The sequence below is a fragment of the Microcoleus sp. Pol11C2 genome, from assembly GCF_036701505.1.
Lineage (GTDB): Bacteria > Cyanobacteriota > Cyanobacteriia > Cyanobacteriales > Microcoleaceae > Microcoleus.
On sequence record NZ_JAUBQX010000006.1, the window covers coordinates 42,071 to 58,165 of the forward strand.

Annotated in this window: 11 protein-coding genes; 9 read left to right on the plus strand and 2 right to left on the minus strand. The window is 43.4% G+C overall.

Translation table 11 applies throughout. From position 1 onward, the window contains the following. Positions 1-139: 139 nt before the first annotated feature. From QUA42_RS05730 to QUA42_RS05740, 3 genes are all read left to right on the plus strand, one after another. A complete protein-coding gene (locus QUA42_RS05730) occupies positions 140-2,707 on the plus strand; it encodes a glycosyltransferase (protein ID WP_333135883.1) in 2,568 nt (855 codons plus the stop codon). A 136-nt stretch (positions 2,708-2,843) separates the two neighbouring features. After that, complete coding sequence (locus QUA42_RS05735) at positions 2,844-6,350, plus strand: glycosyltransferase (protein ID WP_333135885.1); 3,507 nt, start codon at positions 2,844-2,846, stop codon at positions 6,348-6,350. Between the two features lie 71 nt (positions 6,351-6,421). Next, positions 6,422-7,750 carry a GH39 family glycosyl hydrolase gene (locus tag QUA42_RS05740; RefSeq protein WP_333135887.1) on the plus strand — a complete coding sequence of 443 codons (1,329 nt, stop codon included), beginning with the start codon at positions 6,422-6,424 and terminating at the stop codon, positions 7,748-7,750. Positions 7,751-7,845: 95 nt separating this feature from the next. Here the strand turns inward: QUA42_RS05740 and QUA42_RS05745 are convergent, their stop codons facing one another. Then, entirely contained in the window at positions 7,846-8,145 is a 300-nt protein-coding gene (locus QUA42_RS05745; RefSeq protein ID WP_333135889.1) for a contact-dependent growth inhibition system immunity protein, read from the minus strand. Next, on the minus strand, positions 8,142-8,681 hold the full coding sequence (locus QUA42_RS05750; protein ID WP_333135891.1) for an RNase A-like domain-containing protein: 540 nt from the start codon (positions 8,679-8,681) through the stop codon (positions 8,142-8,144). Before QUA42_RS05750 ends, QUA42_RS05745 begins: the two co-directional genes overlap by 4 nt. A gap of 318 nt (positions 8,682-8,999) precedes the next feature. Here QUA42_RS05750 and rfbF point away from each other — a divergent pair, with 318 nt between their 5' ends. The 6 genes from rfbF to QUA42_RS05780 all read left to right on the plus strand — a co-directional run bounded on the left by rfbF (position 9,000) and on the right by QUA42_RS05780 (position 16,064). Continuing rightward, the gene (gene rfbF / locus QUA42_RS05755) at positions 9,000-9,773 is read left to right on the plus strand and encodes a glucose-1-phosphate cytidylyltransferase (protein WP_333135893.1); all 774 of its coding nucleotides are present in this window, start codon (positions 9,000-9,002) and stop codon (positions 9,771-9,773) included. A gap of 157 nt (positions 9,774-9,930) precedes the next feature. Beyond that, the gene (locus QUA42_RS05760) at positions 9,931-10,998 is read left to right on the plus strand and encodes an acyl-CoA dehydrogenase family protein (RefSeq protein ID WP_333135895.1); all 1,068 of its coding nucleotides are present in this window, start codon (positions 9,931-9,933) and stop codon (positions 10,996-10,998) included. A 130-nt stretch (positions 10,999-11,128) separates the two neighbouring features. Further along, on the plus strand, positions 11,129-13,243 hold the full coding sequence (locus QUA42_RS05765; RefSeq protein WP_333135896.1) for a tetratricopeptide repeat protein: 2,115 nt from the start codon (positions 11,129-11,131) through the stop codon (positions 13,241-13,243). Between the two features lie 66 nt (positions 13,244-13,309). Beyond that, the gene (locus QUA42_RS05770) at positions 13,310-14,041 is read left to right on the plus strand and encodes a cyclase family protein (RefSeq protein WP_333135898.1); all 732 of its coding nucleotides are present in this window, start codon (positions 13,310-13,312) and stop codon (positions 14,039-14,041) included. A 176-nt stretch (positions 14,042-14,217) separates the two neighbouring features. Beyond that, complete coding sequence (locus tag QUA42_RS05775; RefSeq protein ID WP_333135900.1) at positions 14,218-14,964, plus strand: DUF1995 family protein; 747 nt, start codon at positions 14,218-14,220, stop codon at positions 14,962-14,964. A gap of 329 nt (positions 14,965-15,293) precedes the next feature. After that, a complete protein-coding gene (locus tag QUA42_RS05780; RefSeq protein WP_333135901.1) occupies positions 15,294-16,064 on the plus strand; it encodes a metallophosphoesterase family protein in 771 nt (256 codons plus the stop codon). The last annotated feature ends 31 nt before the right edge of the window (positions 16,065-16,095 follow it).

The following is a 16,095-nucleotide window of genomic DNA, read 5'->3' on the forward strand; positions in this document are numbered from 1 at the left end:
TTCTATGTATTATTGTATGGTACAACTTGTCTAACTTCAAATTCAAGTAAATACATCTGCCGATGGGCTAATAAATAGTGCTAAATGTCAGCAACCTTAATATAAACTAGACAATAATAGGTTAATAGCGAGCTAAATAATGTCAACCGTCAATCGAACACCGCTTATTAGCGTAATTATACCAGCATATAATGGCGATCGCTACATCGTGCAAGCGGTAGAAAGCGCCCTAAGTCAAACTTTTACTAATTTGGAAATTATAGTTGTAGACGATGGTTCGACCGATCGCACGCAGCAAGTATTGCAACCTTATTTTGACAGAATTCGCTACATTTATCAGGAAAACCAAGGAGTCGGGGTAGCCCGGAATCGTGCTTGCCAACTAGCGCAAGGCGAGTTTTTGGCATTTCTAGATGCTGATGACTATTTCTTACCATCCAAGCTCGAAAAACAAATAGCTTGTTTTGCCGCTGACCCCGCATTAGACATGGTGCAAACAGGTTGGCTGCTAGTCGATGAAACCGGGCGAGAGATTTCTGCTGTCAAGCCTTGGCAGCAAGCACCCGAATTAGATTTAGGCAGCTTTATTATATATAAATGTGTGCGTCCGAGTGCGATGATGCTGCGCCGAAAGTGCTGGGAAGATTTGGGTGGTTTCGCTTCTCACTTTCCGCTAGCCGAAGATTTAGATTTTGCTTTGCGTTTGACTTTAAAGGGGTACAAAGCAGTTTGGTTAGAACAGATTCTTACCTGTTACCGCCAGCACAATTCTAATATCATGTCCAGCGGTTTGCCGCTAATGAAGAATACAGAAATTTTGATGAAAGAATTCTTCAATAGAGCTGATTTGCCTGAGTCAATCCGCCAGTTAAAAAACCAGGAACACTATCTATCCTTCAAGTGGCTGGCATGGCGGATGTACCGCGACGGTCATATAGCAGAGATGGCGCAGTGTTTGGAAAAATCATTGCACTATACGCCTTTTTCGCCTACAAAAACAGTATTGAATTGGCTGGAAACTTTTAGGATAGCTTCTGAAGAATATGGGGAAATTTTTGACGCTTATTCGCTGAGTAAGTTAGCGGAATGGCAAGAGATAATTTTGATGGTGATGACTAATCCACCCCAATCTCAACAGACTTCTATTCCCACACCTTCACAAGCGCGTGAAGCGAAGCTATCCCGGAGGGAATCGCACATTTTACTCTACAACACGGACGATCCGGGCGTGGGAGGATTAGCGCAGTATAATCATGCCATTCTCTGTAAGTTAGCCATGTTGGGCTATCGAGTTACTTGCGTGCAAACGAAACATTCTAGCCCCTTGCTGGATCGAGAACGAGAGTTAGGTATAAAGCATTTGTGGCTGGATTTTAGCGGCCATAAAGATTTACAGCGGGTGTTAAGAAATACTCAGGATGCACGAGAAATTTTTGCTAGTAATAAACCGGATATGATTATTTTTAGCGATGGCTGGCCATTTTCCAATTTTGCAGCAAAACAGGTAGTTATTCAAATGGGAATACCATACATGATGGTGATTGGGTTAGTTATGCCAGAACACGCAACTTTTGCCTGCGGGGATGTAGTTCCTTATGTAGAAGGAGTGCTTCACCACTGCCTGCAAGCTAGAGCCTTGATTGTTGGGGCTTACGAACATTTGAATTTATTGTGCCAACATTTCAAGTTGCCAAAAGAGCGAGGACAAGTGATTTACTTGGGGCGTTCTCCTGAATATTTTTTACCTCCTAATGCTGGGGCTCGTCAACGCCTGCGACAAGAAATAGAAATTCCTGAAGATGCGATTGTCTGTTTCACATCTGCTCGATTGGCATCTATTAAAGGGCATCGATATCAGATCGAAGCAATCAAGCAGTTGCAGCAGTCTCCTGTGTGGTCTAAACTGTATTTTCTGTGGGCCGGAACTGGTGAGGGAAGCGCTGACAATGTAGAAATAGAATTGAGGGAAACTATTAAAGAGTTAGGGGTGAGCGATCGCGTGAAGTTGATCGGACAGCGCTGGGATATCCTAGATTGGCTGGATGCTAGCGACATATTCATTTTGACTTCTCTTGCAGATGCAGCGCCTTCTTTTTCAGTCATGGAAGCGATGGCTAAGGGATTGCCGGTAGTTGCAACGGCTGTGGGCGGTATTCCTGAAGGGCTTGGCGATACGGGGAAATTGTTGCCCGATCCGAATACCGATCCAGAGGGAACCGCGAGGGAATTGGCGAAAACTGTAGAAGCTTGGGCGATGAATCCAGAATTACGGCATCAACTCGGTCAAGCTTGCAAGCAGCGGGCCGAAAAACTATTCAAAGAGGAACGGATGTTGGCACAGTCGATGGAGGCGATCGAAAAAGCTTTAGTTGGCGATCGCCAAACAGAGTTATTGGTTAATAAAAAAGAGGTGCAGAGGTCAATGGCGAAAATAGAAAGCCGGGTGTACTACAGCTCTTTAGTGTGGAATGCTTGGCAGGCTTACTGTCAAGAAGATCTAAGCGGAATGCAGAAGTGGCTTCAAGAATCTTTGAAGTACACACCTTTTTTGACTACAGAAACCCTATTAAATTGGGTAGAATATTTTGGCAACTTTTCCTCCAACAAAGGGCATAAGTTAGATACATATTCTCTAATTAATTCAGCAGAATGGCAACAATTAGTCGAGGAAGTACAGGGAATTGAATCTGTATTTTATGCACGTTAAAATACCAAATTTACCTGTGAAATTCGGATTGCTGTTAGCAGTAGAATTGCATCTGCCTTCTGCCTGACCTCCGTTAGCTCCGTTACATCCCTTACAGAATCTGTTGCCGAACCCTTCCCGATCACCGATAAAACTCATGTCAATGGCAAATTCGACACCGCGAGTAAGTGTAATTATTCCAGCATATAATGGCGATCGCTATATCGCGCAAGCGGTAGAAAGCGTTATTAGCCAAACCTATAAAAACTGGGAAATTATCGTCATAGACGACGGCTCAACCGACGACACCCGCCAAGCATTGCAACCTTATTTTGACAAAATTCGCTATGTTTATCAGGGAAACCAAGGAGTAGCTGCCGCCCGCAACCGAGGAATTCAGGAATCCCGAGGTGAATTAATTGCTTTTTTAGATCAAGATGACTTTTTACTGTCAGATAAGTTGGCTGGACAAGTTGCGGTATTTGACGCTCAGCCATCACTAGGAATTGTTAATAGTGGCTGGCGAATTGTTAAAGAACAAGGCGAAAGTATTTTCGATGTAACACCCTGGGAATACTTGCCTCAGCTAGACTTAAAAACCTGGATTGTTTATATGCCCCTACTTCCCAGCGCCATGATGTTTTCACGGCAGTGGCTGGAACGAGTGGGTGGCTTTGATTCTCAATATGATTCAGTAGATGATGCCGACTTAATCTTGCGTTTAGCACTATCTGGCTGCGAAGCTGCTTGGTTGCCTCAAGTGACAGTATGCTACCGCCAGCACGGGCAAAATGTGTCCATCCATAGAGCGGAAAAACAAGCAAATCTTGCTATTAAATTAAAGCAAAACTTATTCGCCCGATCTGACTTGCCCGAGGACATCCGTCAATTGGAAAAACCGGCTTTTTATGAGATTCTAACATGGATGTCGTGGCAACTTTTCTACAGTGGCTATCCGGTACAAGCAGTAGATTATTACCAAAAATCTTTCATTTATACTCCTTACTCGCCAGAAAAAACAGTAATAGATTGGCTTGCTCGTCTGACGGCAATTTCTAAATCTTACGGAATTGACCCCGACACTCAATCTTTAAGAAACTTACCAGAATGGAAAAAGTTAATGGTTAACATACTTCCCGAAAAAATAGTCAGAGTCAGCGTCATCATTCCCACTTACAACAGCGATAGCTACATTGTCAAATCCGTAGAGAGTGTTCTGGGCCAGACTTATCAAAACTGGGAAATTATCGTCATAGACGATGGTTCAACTGACAACACTCGCCAAGTTTTAGCACCTTACCTCGATTTAATTCAATACATCTATCAAGATAACCAAGGAGCAGCAATTGCTCGGAATCATGCTTGTAAGTTAGCCAAAGGGGAATTCTTAGCTTTTCTAGATGCTGACGACTTCTTTTTACCAGAAAAACTAGAAAAACAAGTAGCTTGTTTTGACGCTGATCCCACATTAGATATGGTGCAAACAGGTTGGCAGATAGTTGGCGACAACGACGAAGCCATCTATGGAGTCAAGCCTTGGGAAGAAGAACCAAAATTAGATTTAGAAGCCTTTGTTTTCTACAAATCAGTGCGTCCCAGTGCCATGATGCTGCGGCGAGAGTGGTGGGAACGCTTGGGAGGTTTCGATCCTCGCTTGCCACCAACCGAAGATTTAGATTTTGTCCTACGTTTAGCTTTAAAAGGCTGCAAGTCAGTTTGGTTAAAAGAGATATTAACCTGCTATCGTCAGCACGACAGCAATATCATGTCCAACGGCTCCAAATTAATGAAAAATACGGAAATTTTGATGGAGCAATTTTTCGCGCGACCAGATTTGCCTCAGCACATCCGCGACTTGAAACGTGCGGAACGTTACAAGTGTTTCGTATGGATAGCATGGCGGATGTACCGCGACGGATATTTGCCAGAAATGGTCGAAAGTCTAGAAAAATCTCTGCATTACACTAATCTGACAGGTACTGAAACTGTTTTTAATTGGTTGGAAACTTTTAAGGGAGTTTCGGAACAGTACGGCTACAACTTTGATGCCTATGCCTTAACCAATTTACAGGAATGGCAAGACATAGTGGCGATCGCAGCGAACAATCCTTATCAGTTTCAATCGGCTCCCAGTTCGACTTCTCGGCAGCCAAGAAAGCACGTACTCCTGTACACAGAAGACTCAGGAGTCGGCGGTTTGGCTCAGTTTAACCACTCCCTGATGTGTAAATTAGCTGCGGATGGCTACCGAGTTACCAGCGTTCAAAGTCAAGCTTCTAATCCTTTAATTAGCGAACAAAAACAGCTCGGTATCGAACATATTTGGCTAGAGTTCGACACGATGAAAGAGTTTTTGCGAATAGCTTACAATTTGGATGATGCTCAAAAGATTTACGCCCAGGCTCGACCGGATTTAATTATATTTAGTGACGGCTGGCCGATGGCTAACTTTGCAGCCAAACAAGTTGCGATCGAGCAAAATATACCGTACATAATCAGTCTGGGTTATATCAATCGGAATTATGAAACCTTCGATCGCGGCGATCAAATTCCCTATTTCGATGCAGTTGCCTACCAGTACATTGTAGCCAAAGCAGCGGTAGCTGTTTCGCACGAAAATTTAAACTTGTTCCAAAGTCTATTTAAAGCGCGTCTAGAACGGGGGAAAGTAATCTATTATGGCAGACCAAATAGTTATTTTGAGCCACCGAATCTTTCCACTCGCCAACGCCTGCGTCAAGAACAAGGAATCCCCGAAAATGCTGTTGTTTGTTTTACGGCGGCGAGATTGACTCCAATTAAAGGATATCAGTATCAATTGCAGGCGATAGCCCAATTGAAAAATCGTCCAATATGGTCCCAAATTTACTTTGTTTGGGCCGGACCTGGGTCTACTACTCACGACAATCTGGAACCTGAATTAAGAGCAACTGTGAGCAAATTGGGAGTAGAAGAACAGGTTAAATTCTTAGGACAGCGCTGGGATATTGCCGATTGGCTCGATGCCAGCGACATCTTTATTTTATCTTCCGAAGCAGAGGGAATGCCGCTAGCAATTATGGAAGCAATGGCGAAAGGATTGCCCGTAATTGCCACAGCAGTCAGCGGGATTCCTGAAGAATTAGGAGATACGGGAAAGTTGCTTCCCGATCCTACAATCGACCCAGCAGGAACCGTAAAAGAGTTGGTAGAAACGGTCGAAATATGGACAGAAAATCCCGAATCGCGCCGACTTGCAGGAGAAGCGTGCAAAGCGCGAGCCCAAGAACTCTTCAAAGAAGAACGGATGCTTCGGGAATATGGAGAAATAATTGAACAGGCATTTGTAGCTGAGGATGATAGGGACAGTTTCTCTATTAGTCCGAAACTCAAAAAGCAGGTACAGCAAGTGGATAGCTTGCTGAAATACTATTATTTAGTTTGGAAAGCTTGGGAGGCTTACGATCGGGGAGATATGTCCGAGATGGTGAATAATTTGCAATCTGCTTGGGCTTGCACACCTTATTTTACCACAGAAACTATCTTTGATTGGGTGAAAAATTTTGGTATCTTCGCTGCGGAAAAAGGAGTTACTTTCGATACCAACGAGTTGATTAACTCCCGCTCCTGGCAACAAGTGATAGAATTAATACAGGGTTTTGAAGTGTTGTCATCTGTTCGTTAAAACTGAGCTCTAGCAGCATTCTTAGGAACGGGCCAGATGCCCATTTCACCAAACATCAACCAAAGAAAGATATGCAATTTACATTCAAGTTCCCACGTATTAATAAACTGCTGCCAATTGGTTTAGCTATTGTCACTGTTCTGTTAATAGCCTATTTGGGACAGCCAAAAGCGATCGCCCAACTCCGATCGAACGTTACAGTAGATTTTGGACAGCCAGCCACCGCTACAATTTCCATGAGTGGCATCCTGCACGGAATCGACACTGCCAAACCGCCGGATAGCTCGATCAAACCCTTGCAGCCCAAACTTTGGCGGGTGGGGAGACTCGATATTTACGATCGAGTAATCGCCAGCGGAGCCGAGTTTCAGTTAGTAGTTAGCGACTTGTGGGGCTACGGTAGCAATCCCAATGGCTGGCCCTATCAAAACTACCCCGCGTGGGAAGCATTCATCCGACAGTTAGCCCAGCAAAATAAAGGCAAGAAAATTATTTGGGATGTATGGAATGAACCAGATTTAAAAAATCCTTTTTGGAATGGAAGCAGAGAACAATTCTTTGAAACCTACAAAAGAGCTTACAAAATTTTGCGAGAAGAATTGGGGCCATCAGCAATTATTGGCGGTCCGAGCATTACCAACTACAACAAAGGATATCTCGCGGCTTTTTTGGATTACTGCAAAGCGAACAAACTGGAAGTAAATTTCCTAGCTTGGCACGAACTCAACGATACCATGATCTTATTTGTTGACGACCATGTAATTGATGCTAAACGCAATTTTCAGCAAAGTCCCTCTTACAAAGAACTGAAATTGCAAAAAATTTACGTCAACGAAATTGTCGGGAACTTAGCGCAGTACCAGCCGGGGGAAATCTTAGGTTATTTGTATAACTTAGAGTATGCAAAAGCTGACGGTGCTTGCAGAGCTTGTTGGGATACTCAAGGGCCAAATAAAGTTAGCAATTGCTTCAACAATACGCTGAGTGGGATGGTGACGCCTAATACTTTTGAGCCGAGAGCCGCTTGGTGGACTTACAAAGCTTATGCTGACGGAGTTAATTCGCGGGTGCGGAGTTGGTCAAATAACAATCGCCTTGTCGCTTTAGCCAGCAAGTCAAATCCTGAAGGTAAAGCACAGATACTTTTAGGTTATTTCGATCCCAATTTTTCCTCAGCAACAACGGTAACATTAAGCCTCGGAAATTTGGAGCAGCTAGGTATTCAAAGGGGTCAGAAAATCAATCTAAAATTAGAAAAAATTCCCAACAATCAAGAAGGAGCCGTGCCACAGCTTGTCACCGTTAAAGAAGAAAGTTTTTCGGTGGGTAGTGGCAGCTTGGCTTATGTTATCCCTAATTTCAACGTCCACGAAGGCTACTTATTGACGGTTACTAAGTGAGCTAGCTATCCTATTTAATTGCGGACAAGTTGTAGGGACACGGCCGTGCCGTGTCCTTATAAATATATAGCCGTGTTCTTACAAATATATAGATTTTAGCTGGGATTATTCAAAGATTTTTGCACCGATTCCAACCACTCTCGGACTGTTTGATTTTCGGATTGTGGATCGTAGTAACACCCTAATTCATCCAGGATGAATGCTACTAAATCGGCTGGGGCGATCGGCATTTCTAGCAGTTTGCTGAGTTCTTGGGATGCAGCTTCAACACTTTCGGGTGGTTCGCTGCTGCGGTAGTTGTTCACTACATCACTGGGAGTGTCAGCTTCTAAAGGCCAGTCTTGGTGAAAGTAGGAACTGAAAAATTGGGTTAAATGAGGAAATTGATTGATCATTGGGGATAAGCTGTGAGAATAAAGTATCCGGGAGGTAATTTGGCGCTGCGCTGGAGGACGACTCTCAGGCTAGTTGCCGAAGTTGCTTTGGATGCGCGGCGACGCAGAGTAATGCCAATGATTCTGTTGGCATTGTAGTCGATCGTATAACGATTTCCTCGACTTTTCACCCAGGAGTCGATCGCACTTTGATTTCTGTTCAGTGCTTCTGCAATAGCCGCTTCGGCGACGGAACGGTCAGTAAAAGAAGATGCGGCAGAAATTATCGTTTCGCTTGCGAGTCGCTGTGCTAGTTCTGCTTCTGTTTTACCAACGTGTCTCTCTAAAGTGTGTCCTCCTGCTGATTCGTGAAAGTCTAACCCGCCGCCCGGTATGTTGGGTACAAAAGCTACGGTCGTTTGTGGTAGGGTTGAGATTTTCGGTGCAACAACCGTGGCGTAAACACCAGGTATAGCCGATTGGAATAATATAATTATTGAGGCGATCGCACAGAAGATACCTAAAAACTTTTTTAGGCGATCGAGTTGATTTTTCATTGCTGTTGAATTTATTTCTTATATTTAGTATAGGTATTTGCTGTTCTTTTGTCTATTTCTTAATCGACCCTTAATAAGTTAGAAATTGCGCTGTATTCAAATATACTGTCTGCAGTACCCACCCTACTGTTAGTTAGAAAGTGCGCGCAGCATTCAAATACACGGTGCGGTCGCGCGTACCCTAGAATTATTTATAAGAGTTCGTGATTTCTGCGGTTTACAAAGCTTCACTCACTATGAAAAAATGTTAATAATTCTTTGAAAAAATCCCTGATGATTGATGATAAATTAATTTATCATCTTTAAAAATGTGACAAAATGCAAGTAGTTATCCTAGCCGGCGGTCTCGGTACTCGTCTCAGAGAAGAAACAGAATTTCGTCCCAAACCCTTAGTTGAGGTGGGAGGCCATCCAATTATTTGGCACATCATGAAGATCTATGCACACTACGGTTTCCAAAACTTTATTGTGTGCTTGGGCTATCGCGGCAACATGATTAAGGAATATTTCCTCAATTATGAAGCCATGAATAATGACTTTACTATCTGTCTGGGACGCCAAAATACCATCACTTATCACGAGGAACATCTCGAACAAGATTTTAAAGTGACACTAGCTGACACTGGCGCGGAAAGCATGACGGGAGGGCGGGTAAAACGGATCGAAAAATATATCGATCGCGAGAATTTCATGGTGACATACGGCGATGGAGTAGCTGATGTCGATATTGACGCCTTGATGGATTTTCACAAGTCTCACGGGAAGCTGGCAACTGTCACTACATTTCGCCCGATTTCTCGCTTTGGAATTTTGGAGGTAGACAGCGATAGCCGCGTAGTTCAATTTACTGAAAAACCTCAAATCGACGGCTGGATCAGTGTTGGATATATGATATTCAACCGCCGGGTGTTTGAGTATTTGGGGGGAGATGATTGTATTTTAGAACAAGAGCCGATGCAGCGTTTGGCCGCAGACGGACAATTGATGGCTTACCGTCATGAGGGCTTCTTCTTTGCAATGGATACTTTTCGAGAATACAAGTATTTAAACGAACTTTGGGATGAAGGAAAGGCTCCTTGGAAAGTTTGGTAGTGAGTTAGTTATGAGGCGGGCTTTTAGGCTCGCTTCATAAGAATTTGAATAAATATAAAGCCGATTATACGTTTATAAAGTACACCCCGCGAGCGAGGGAGTAGTAGGGACACGGCAGTGCCGTGTCCCTACCTCTGCTATAAAATAATTATAAAAAATGGATTCCCAAGATATTCTCAACAGCACAGAAACTTACCTACAAAAGTGCGTTGCACCCCACGCGGAAATTATCGACAGCGACTCGGAAGCGCTGAAAACAGCAGTTGCTGGATTGGAAGATCGATCGCTCTTAGCGTTGCGAGTTCCCCAAAAATGGGGCGGCGCTGAAATTTCACCGGAGATTTTTTACAAATATCAGGAATTGACGGCTCGATATTCCGGCGCTTTGTCTTTCCTGCAAACTCAGCACCACAGCGCAACTGCGATGCTTGCCAACAGCGACAATGAAATCCTAAAAAGCAGATACTTGCCCGCGATCACCCAAAAAGAGCTACGCTTGGGTATTGGGTTTTCGCATTTGAGGCGATCGGGCGATCCGGCCGTCACCGCAACTCCCACAAAAGCGGGCTATTTACTGTCAGGAAAAGTTCCTTGGGTAACAGGTTTTGGATTGTTTCAAAAGTTTATTGTAGCTGCGGTACTTCCTGACAATCGCGCAGTTTTCGGTTTAGTGCCTTTTGCCAATATTGAACGCGAATCGGGTAAAATAGCTTGTAGCGAAATCATGCAGTTAATCGCCATGAAGTCGACTAATACTGTGACAGCCACTCTCGATAATTGGTTGCTGCATGAATCGGAAATAATTTCAGTTAAACCTGTCGGCTGGATTTCGGAAAACGACAGCAAAAATATACTGAATTTTGTTCCGGGTACTTTTGGCTGTATTCAAGCGGGATTGGATGTAATTGCAGCAGCGGCGGCTGCTAAGAATTCACCTTTTATAACGGCGGCTTGCCAAAAACTAGAGCAAAAGCTCGATCGGCTAAAACAGCATTTCCCACAATCTCAACATAGCTCAAAAGCAGAACAATTAGCGCTCCGAGCCGAAGCCATTGATTTAGCCGTGCGCTGCGGGCACGCTGCGGTTGCAGTTTCCAGCGGTGCGGCTAACGGTACGCTGCACCCGGCAGGGAGAGTTTATCGAGAGGCTTTGGTGTATACTGTTTCCGGGCAAACAAAGGATGTGATGGAAGCAACGCTCGATCGGTTGAGCGCAAGTTTGTAGTGGTGGAGCGAGCGCCCTTAAAACTGAAACAATCCCAATCAATCACAATTAGAGCAATCGACCCTAAATTTGACCGCATCCAGTACTGATAAATTAAGTTCATTTCGCCAATAGCCAATAACCCCACACCATGATTAATACCTATTTTCAAACTGCTAACCAATTGAAACAAAAAGGAAAATTATTGGAAGCCATCGCTTATTACTATCAAGCCATAGAAGCAAACCCTAACTTTTATTGTTCTCACCATAATTTAGGAGAGGCTTTGACCAAATTAGGGCGCTTTGAAGAGGCGATATCCTCTTTTCAACAGGCGATAGATATTAATCCAGATGGTCCATGTTCCTATTATTATATGGCCCAAGTATTATTACAAACTGGACAGAGCGAGCCAGCTAATTTAGCTTATTATCGTGCCATTGAGTTAAATCGTAATTGGGGAGTGCTTTTAGTTAAGCAAGCAGGAATCGAGCGAGTTATTGCTTGTTTTGATTGTGTATTGAAGCCCGAGCCTCATCAGGCGATGGTCTATTATAATTTTAGTCTGTATTTGGCAGAAAGAGATTTAATGGATGAAGCGATCGCTTGTTTCCAGAAAGCCCCGCAATTTAGTCACAACCAGGAAGTTAATAATAAGGGTGAACAAGAAAAATTCCCTGAAACAGGAGAAATTTATGAAATTTTGTGGAAAAACTTAAATCATTTAGGAAAAAGTGATGATATCTCTGAGACAGTTCCCACAAAAGCTGAAGCAGAATCCTATTTTGATAAAAACAGCCACTATAAAATTATTGATATGAATAATTTAAAGGAAGCAGACAAACTTTCTCTCACTAATTATGGCTTATCCTGGGCTAATTTACAAATAATAAAAAAAGATAATCTTTTTTTAGAAGAAATTTATATTAATACTTTCGTTTCTACACCGAAAGTAAAACTTTCTAGAAAATTTGTCGAAACAGTCTCTGAAGTATGGGAACCTCATAAAAACTATGCTTGTAGCAAGGCGATAGTAGAAACAGGTTATATTTACTCAGTCTGCCCTTTTAGCGGTAAAATTCTCAGGTCTAATCAATCATTTTATGTTTATTTTGAATCCGGTGTATCAATGCACTTTTACCGCTTTGTTAGCCAGGAAATATTTTACTTAGCAATTGGTAATACTTGTCGCGGAAAAATGTGTATTTATCTACCAGGAAAAGAACTCATTATAAAATTTTCTCCTCACTGGTTGCTCGGTGATGAAATCCACAGAATTATCAATATTTTAAAAAGTAATCTAATTAGTAGTTATCCAAAGACTAAATTGTATATACAAAGCGAAATTCCTAAAAACCTCGTATTTGATATAGGATTTAATAGAAACTTTGGCCACTACTACTGGAATGATTTATCAGGTATTCTCTATCTTCAGCACAATAATCTTTTAGAGAAAATAGAAAATTTTTTAGTGGGGGATAAACAGTTTTTTAATGTCGGCGGTGTTTTTCCTGAAATACCCAGCCATAAAATTACTCAATTAGCTAATAATGACGAGCTATTTCAAACTATATTAGATAATAACTATTTTGCTGTTCAAGTCAGTGACTTATTTATGAGTCAAGAGTTAGCGGATCGCGTCACTCAATTATCTCTAAAAAAGTGTTCTGAAAATCCAGATTTTTTAGAAAAAGTAGAAAATGCTAAAAAACATTTCCCTCTTTTGTGGATCGAAATTAGAAGTATTAGAACTTGGGTATCTCAGGTTGAGGGAAATACTAATATGATCAAAAAACTAGCAAAGGAATTTCCTAATTTGGGAGTAGTTATTGATGGCTGGGGGCGCCACGAAGTAGAATACCCTTTAGGGGAGTCGATGATTGTAGCGGAAAAGGATATTCTGAATGAAATTCTCACTCTTTTGCCTTTTAATATTCCAATATACTCTCTAATTGGCAGCACTACTTATGAAAAGGTAGTTTTTATTAATGAAGTAGATTTATACTGCATACCCGCCAGTTCTGGAATCGCAAAAGTACAATGGATTGCTAATAAGCCTGGTGTAGTCCATGCAGGGCCTGTTTTTCACGGTGTGGATTGGGTTGAAGAACACTGGTCGTCTCCGCTGGTTCGAGAAAATATTATACCTGCCAGATTGGTTTCTAAGGAGCATATGGTTGGCTTCCCTAATAGTGATTATGACTGCCCTTGGTCAGCGGTTTATGATGAAGTAGTGAAGATTGTTAAAGCACTTTTGCCAAGATAGGCGGCCGATATCGGATCTCGAAGGACTTACCTTACTCCCAGCAAAATAACGCAACTTTTTAGAGAGATGACAAACAACTTCAACTCAAATAACTTAAAAACGATCGCTTACAGCCAAATTGTAGACTTAACCCATTCAATTCACCCAAACATTCCCATTTGGCCAGGAGATCCAGCGACAGAAATTGCCACAGTCTCTCAAATAGAAACAGACGGGTATTTCTTGCGGAAATTCTCGATGGGAGAACACAGTGGCACTCACATCAACGCACCCAACAGCTTTTATGCAGGAGGCGCCAGCATTGATAATTATTCCCCGCAGTCGCTCGTTTTGCCGGCAATTGCGATCAACATCCGAGAGCAAAGTCTTGCCAATCCCGACTACACTTTAACAATTGAGGATATATTGACTTGGGAACGGCAGCACAAACTTATAGAACCGGGAAATCTAGTTTTATTGTATACTGGGTGGCAAGAAAACTGGGATAATCAGGGAGCATTTTTCAACCGCGACGATCGCGGCATTTGCCACTTTCCCGGATTTGGCAAACCAGTAACTCAATTTTTGCTAGAAGAACGCTCTATAGCAGGAGTTGGAACCGACAGTCACGGGGTAGATACCGGCAGAGATGAAAGTTTTGCAGTTAACAAATTGGTATTGGAAAAGCAGCGCATAGTGCTGGAAAATCTAGCAAATCTCGACTTGTTACCTGCGGCTGACATCACTTTAGTTATCGGAATATTGCGCCTTGTGGGAGGTTCCGGTTCGCCCGTGTCGGTGTTAGCTTTTGTTGCTTGAGGCGGTAAAACTTACATCTTGCACTATGCTCAATAACAGGCAAGATGCCTGTTCCACAAAGAGGGATTTTTTTTGTGGAACAGGCATCTTGCCTGTTTATAAACATGTAATTGAGAATAGTGCAATATCTCAGGTAAAATTAGATTGAGAGAAGTCGAGTAAAAACAATAAGATTAATGACAGAACTGCCCAAGGATCTCAACGAGGCGATCGCCCAATCCCGCATTGCCACCGCCGCTGCCCTCTCGGACGGCAAAACTCTACTGCAAGTCGAATTAGTATTTCCAGAAATCGCCCTGCAAGCACAATCTATCACCCTACAATTTCTCCCAGAATTTGAGGAAATCTACTCCGGAGTAAAAGTCTTTTTTCCCGACACGGGTGCGGCAGCCCTCGCGCGCCGCGACTGGGGAGAAACACCGTTTAAAGTCACTGATTTGGGTAGCAGCCGCACCCCTGTTGAAGATAAAATATCACCAGAAGATCAACTTTTCCTTTTGATCAATCCAGCAGCCGTAGAAGTTGCCCAAGTCGAAAAAATTTATATAGCTGCGGCCGGTCGCCCAGTAATTCTACTCAACCCGCGCCTGGAAGATGTTGCCACCATAGGTATAGGCTATGCGGGCCGCCAATTGCGCGATCGATTCCTCAGCAAAATTGAATCCTGCTACTACATCAGACCCCTAGACACTGCTGCTTTATTCCGCTGCTACCCCCAATCGTGGCAAGTGTGGCTGGAAACAAACGACGAATACGAACTAATTTCTGAAACCGCCCAAAAACCTGTCGGAGACGATTTAGAGCGGATTTTAGCCGCTTCTCTCCCAAGCGCCGATCCTGAGTCCACCACACCTGCAAAACCTCTAAAAAAGAAAGGTTTTTTGGCAGAACTCCAGACATTCCTCAAAGCTTTGACTCAGTGACCATCGTTAAGGCTCGCTCGTATTTTAGGGTGTGTCAGCTAGGATTATTTTCGACTTAATCCGTCGGCTAATCGCTGATGCACCCTAAAGCGTGAAATAATTCAAAGCTTTGCCTCAGTAACAGCAGTTGCAGAAGCACAATTAACAGGTTGCCTGTGTTTCTATCAGTAGGTACGCAAACAGCTACTGGTGAACTTTACAGAATCTTTATAAAAAGCAGTATAATGGGTGACACCCCTCCACCGTAAAAGAGGGGAGGCAAATAACAGCAAAATCAGATGCTATAAGCTAGAGATGGGGCTTTTGAGTCAGGGAAGCGGATAAACACAATGGAGCACCGGCGCATTGTTATCGGGGACGTACACGGGCATTACGACGGGTTAATGACCCTGCTAGAGGCACTGGCCCCCAGCTCGAACGATCGCGTCTATTTTTTGGGAGACTTAATCGATCGTGGCCCCAAAAGCGCTCAGGTATTAGATTTTGTGCAGCAAAGCCCCTACCAAACTCTGTTGGGCAACCATGAACAACTGATGCTGGAGGCTTTGTCAGGGACGCCGATGGATATGCGAGCGTGGCAATCTTGGCTCTACAGTGGTGGCGATGCGACAGTAGCGAGCTACAGAGATACAGGGATGATGCCGTACAAACACTTAGAGTGGCTGCGATCGCTCCCCACGCACCTGGACTTAGGGGACATCTGGCTGGTTCACGCCGGCGTTGACCCCCATCTGTCCCTCGATGAACAGTCGATCGAACAACTGTGTTGGATTCGCAGGGAATTTCACACCATGTCGAAACCCTATTTTCCCAATAAATTAATTATCACCGGTCACACGATCACCTTTACCTTTCATGGGGTCAGACCGGGCGAATTAGTCAGGGGCGAAGGGTGGTTGGATATTGACACGGGTGCTTATCATCCCAAAAGCGGCTGGCTGACAGGATTTGACCTCAGCTACCGCAGAGTTTATCAAGTAAATGTATTTAACAATCAAGTCAGAATTTTGCCGTTTGACGAAGTTGTCAGGCAATTGAAGCCCCAGCCGATTGCACCCCCGGAACCTGCGATCGATTCTGTTGTTCAACAGCAGTGTTAAATCAAGTTTTAGTTGTAGGGTATGTCCGCTT

Bases quoted from the DNA above. Each gene is read 5' to 3' on its own strand.
- rfbF (WP_333135893.1), top strand. From the start codon at position 9,000: ATGCAAGTAGTTATCCTAGCCGGCGGTCTCGGTACTCGTCTCAGAGAA.
- QUA42_RS05760 (WP_333135895.1), top strand. From the start codon at position 9,931: ATGGATTCCCAAGATATTCTCAACAGCACAGAAACTTACCTACAAAAG.
- QUA42_RS05735 (WP_333135885.1), top strand. From the start codon at position 2,844: ATGTCAATGGCAAATTCGACACCGCGAGTAAGTGTAATTATTCCAGCA.
- QUA42_RS05740 (WP_333135887.1), top strand. From the start codon at position 6,422: ATGCAATTTACATTCAAGTTCCCACGTATTAATAAACTGCTGCCAATT.
- QUA42_RS05730 (WP_333135883.1), top strand. From the start codon at position 140: ATGTCAACCGTCAATCGAACACCGCTTATTAGCGTAATTATACCAGCA.
- QUA42_RS05770 (WP_333135898.1), top strand. From the start codon at position 13,310: ATGACAAACAACTTCAACTCAAATAACTTAAAAACGATCGCTTACAGC.
- QUA42_RS05765 (WP_333135896.1), top strand. From the start codon at position 11,129: ATGATTAATACCTATTTTCAAACTGCTAACCAATTGAAACAAAAAGGA.
- QUA42_RS05775 (WP_333135900.1), top strand. From the start codon at position 14,218: ATGACAGAACTGCCCAAGGATCTCAACGAGGCGATCGCCCAATCCCGC.
- QUA42_RS05780 (WP_333135901.1), top strand. From the start codon at position 15,294: ATGGAGCACCGGCGCATTGTTATCGGGGACGTACACGGGCATTACGAC.
- QUA42_RS05750 (WP_333135891.1), bottom strand. From the start codon at position 8,681: ATGAAAAATCAACTCGATCGCCTAAAAAAGTTTTTAGGTATCTTCTGT.
- QUA42_RS05745 (WP_333135889.1), bottom strand. From the start codon at position 8,145: ATGATCAATCAATTTCCTCATTTAACCCAATTTTTCAGTTCCTACTTT.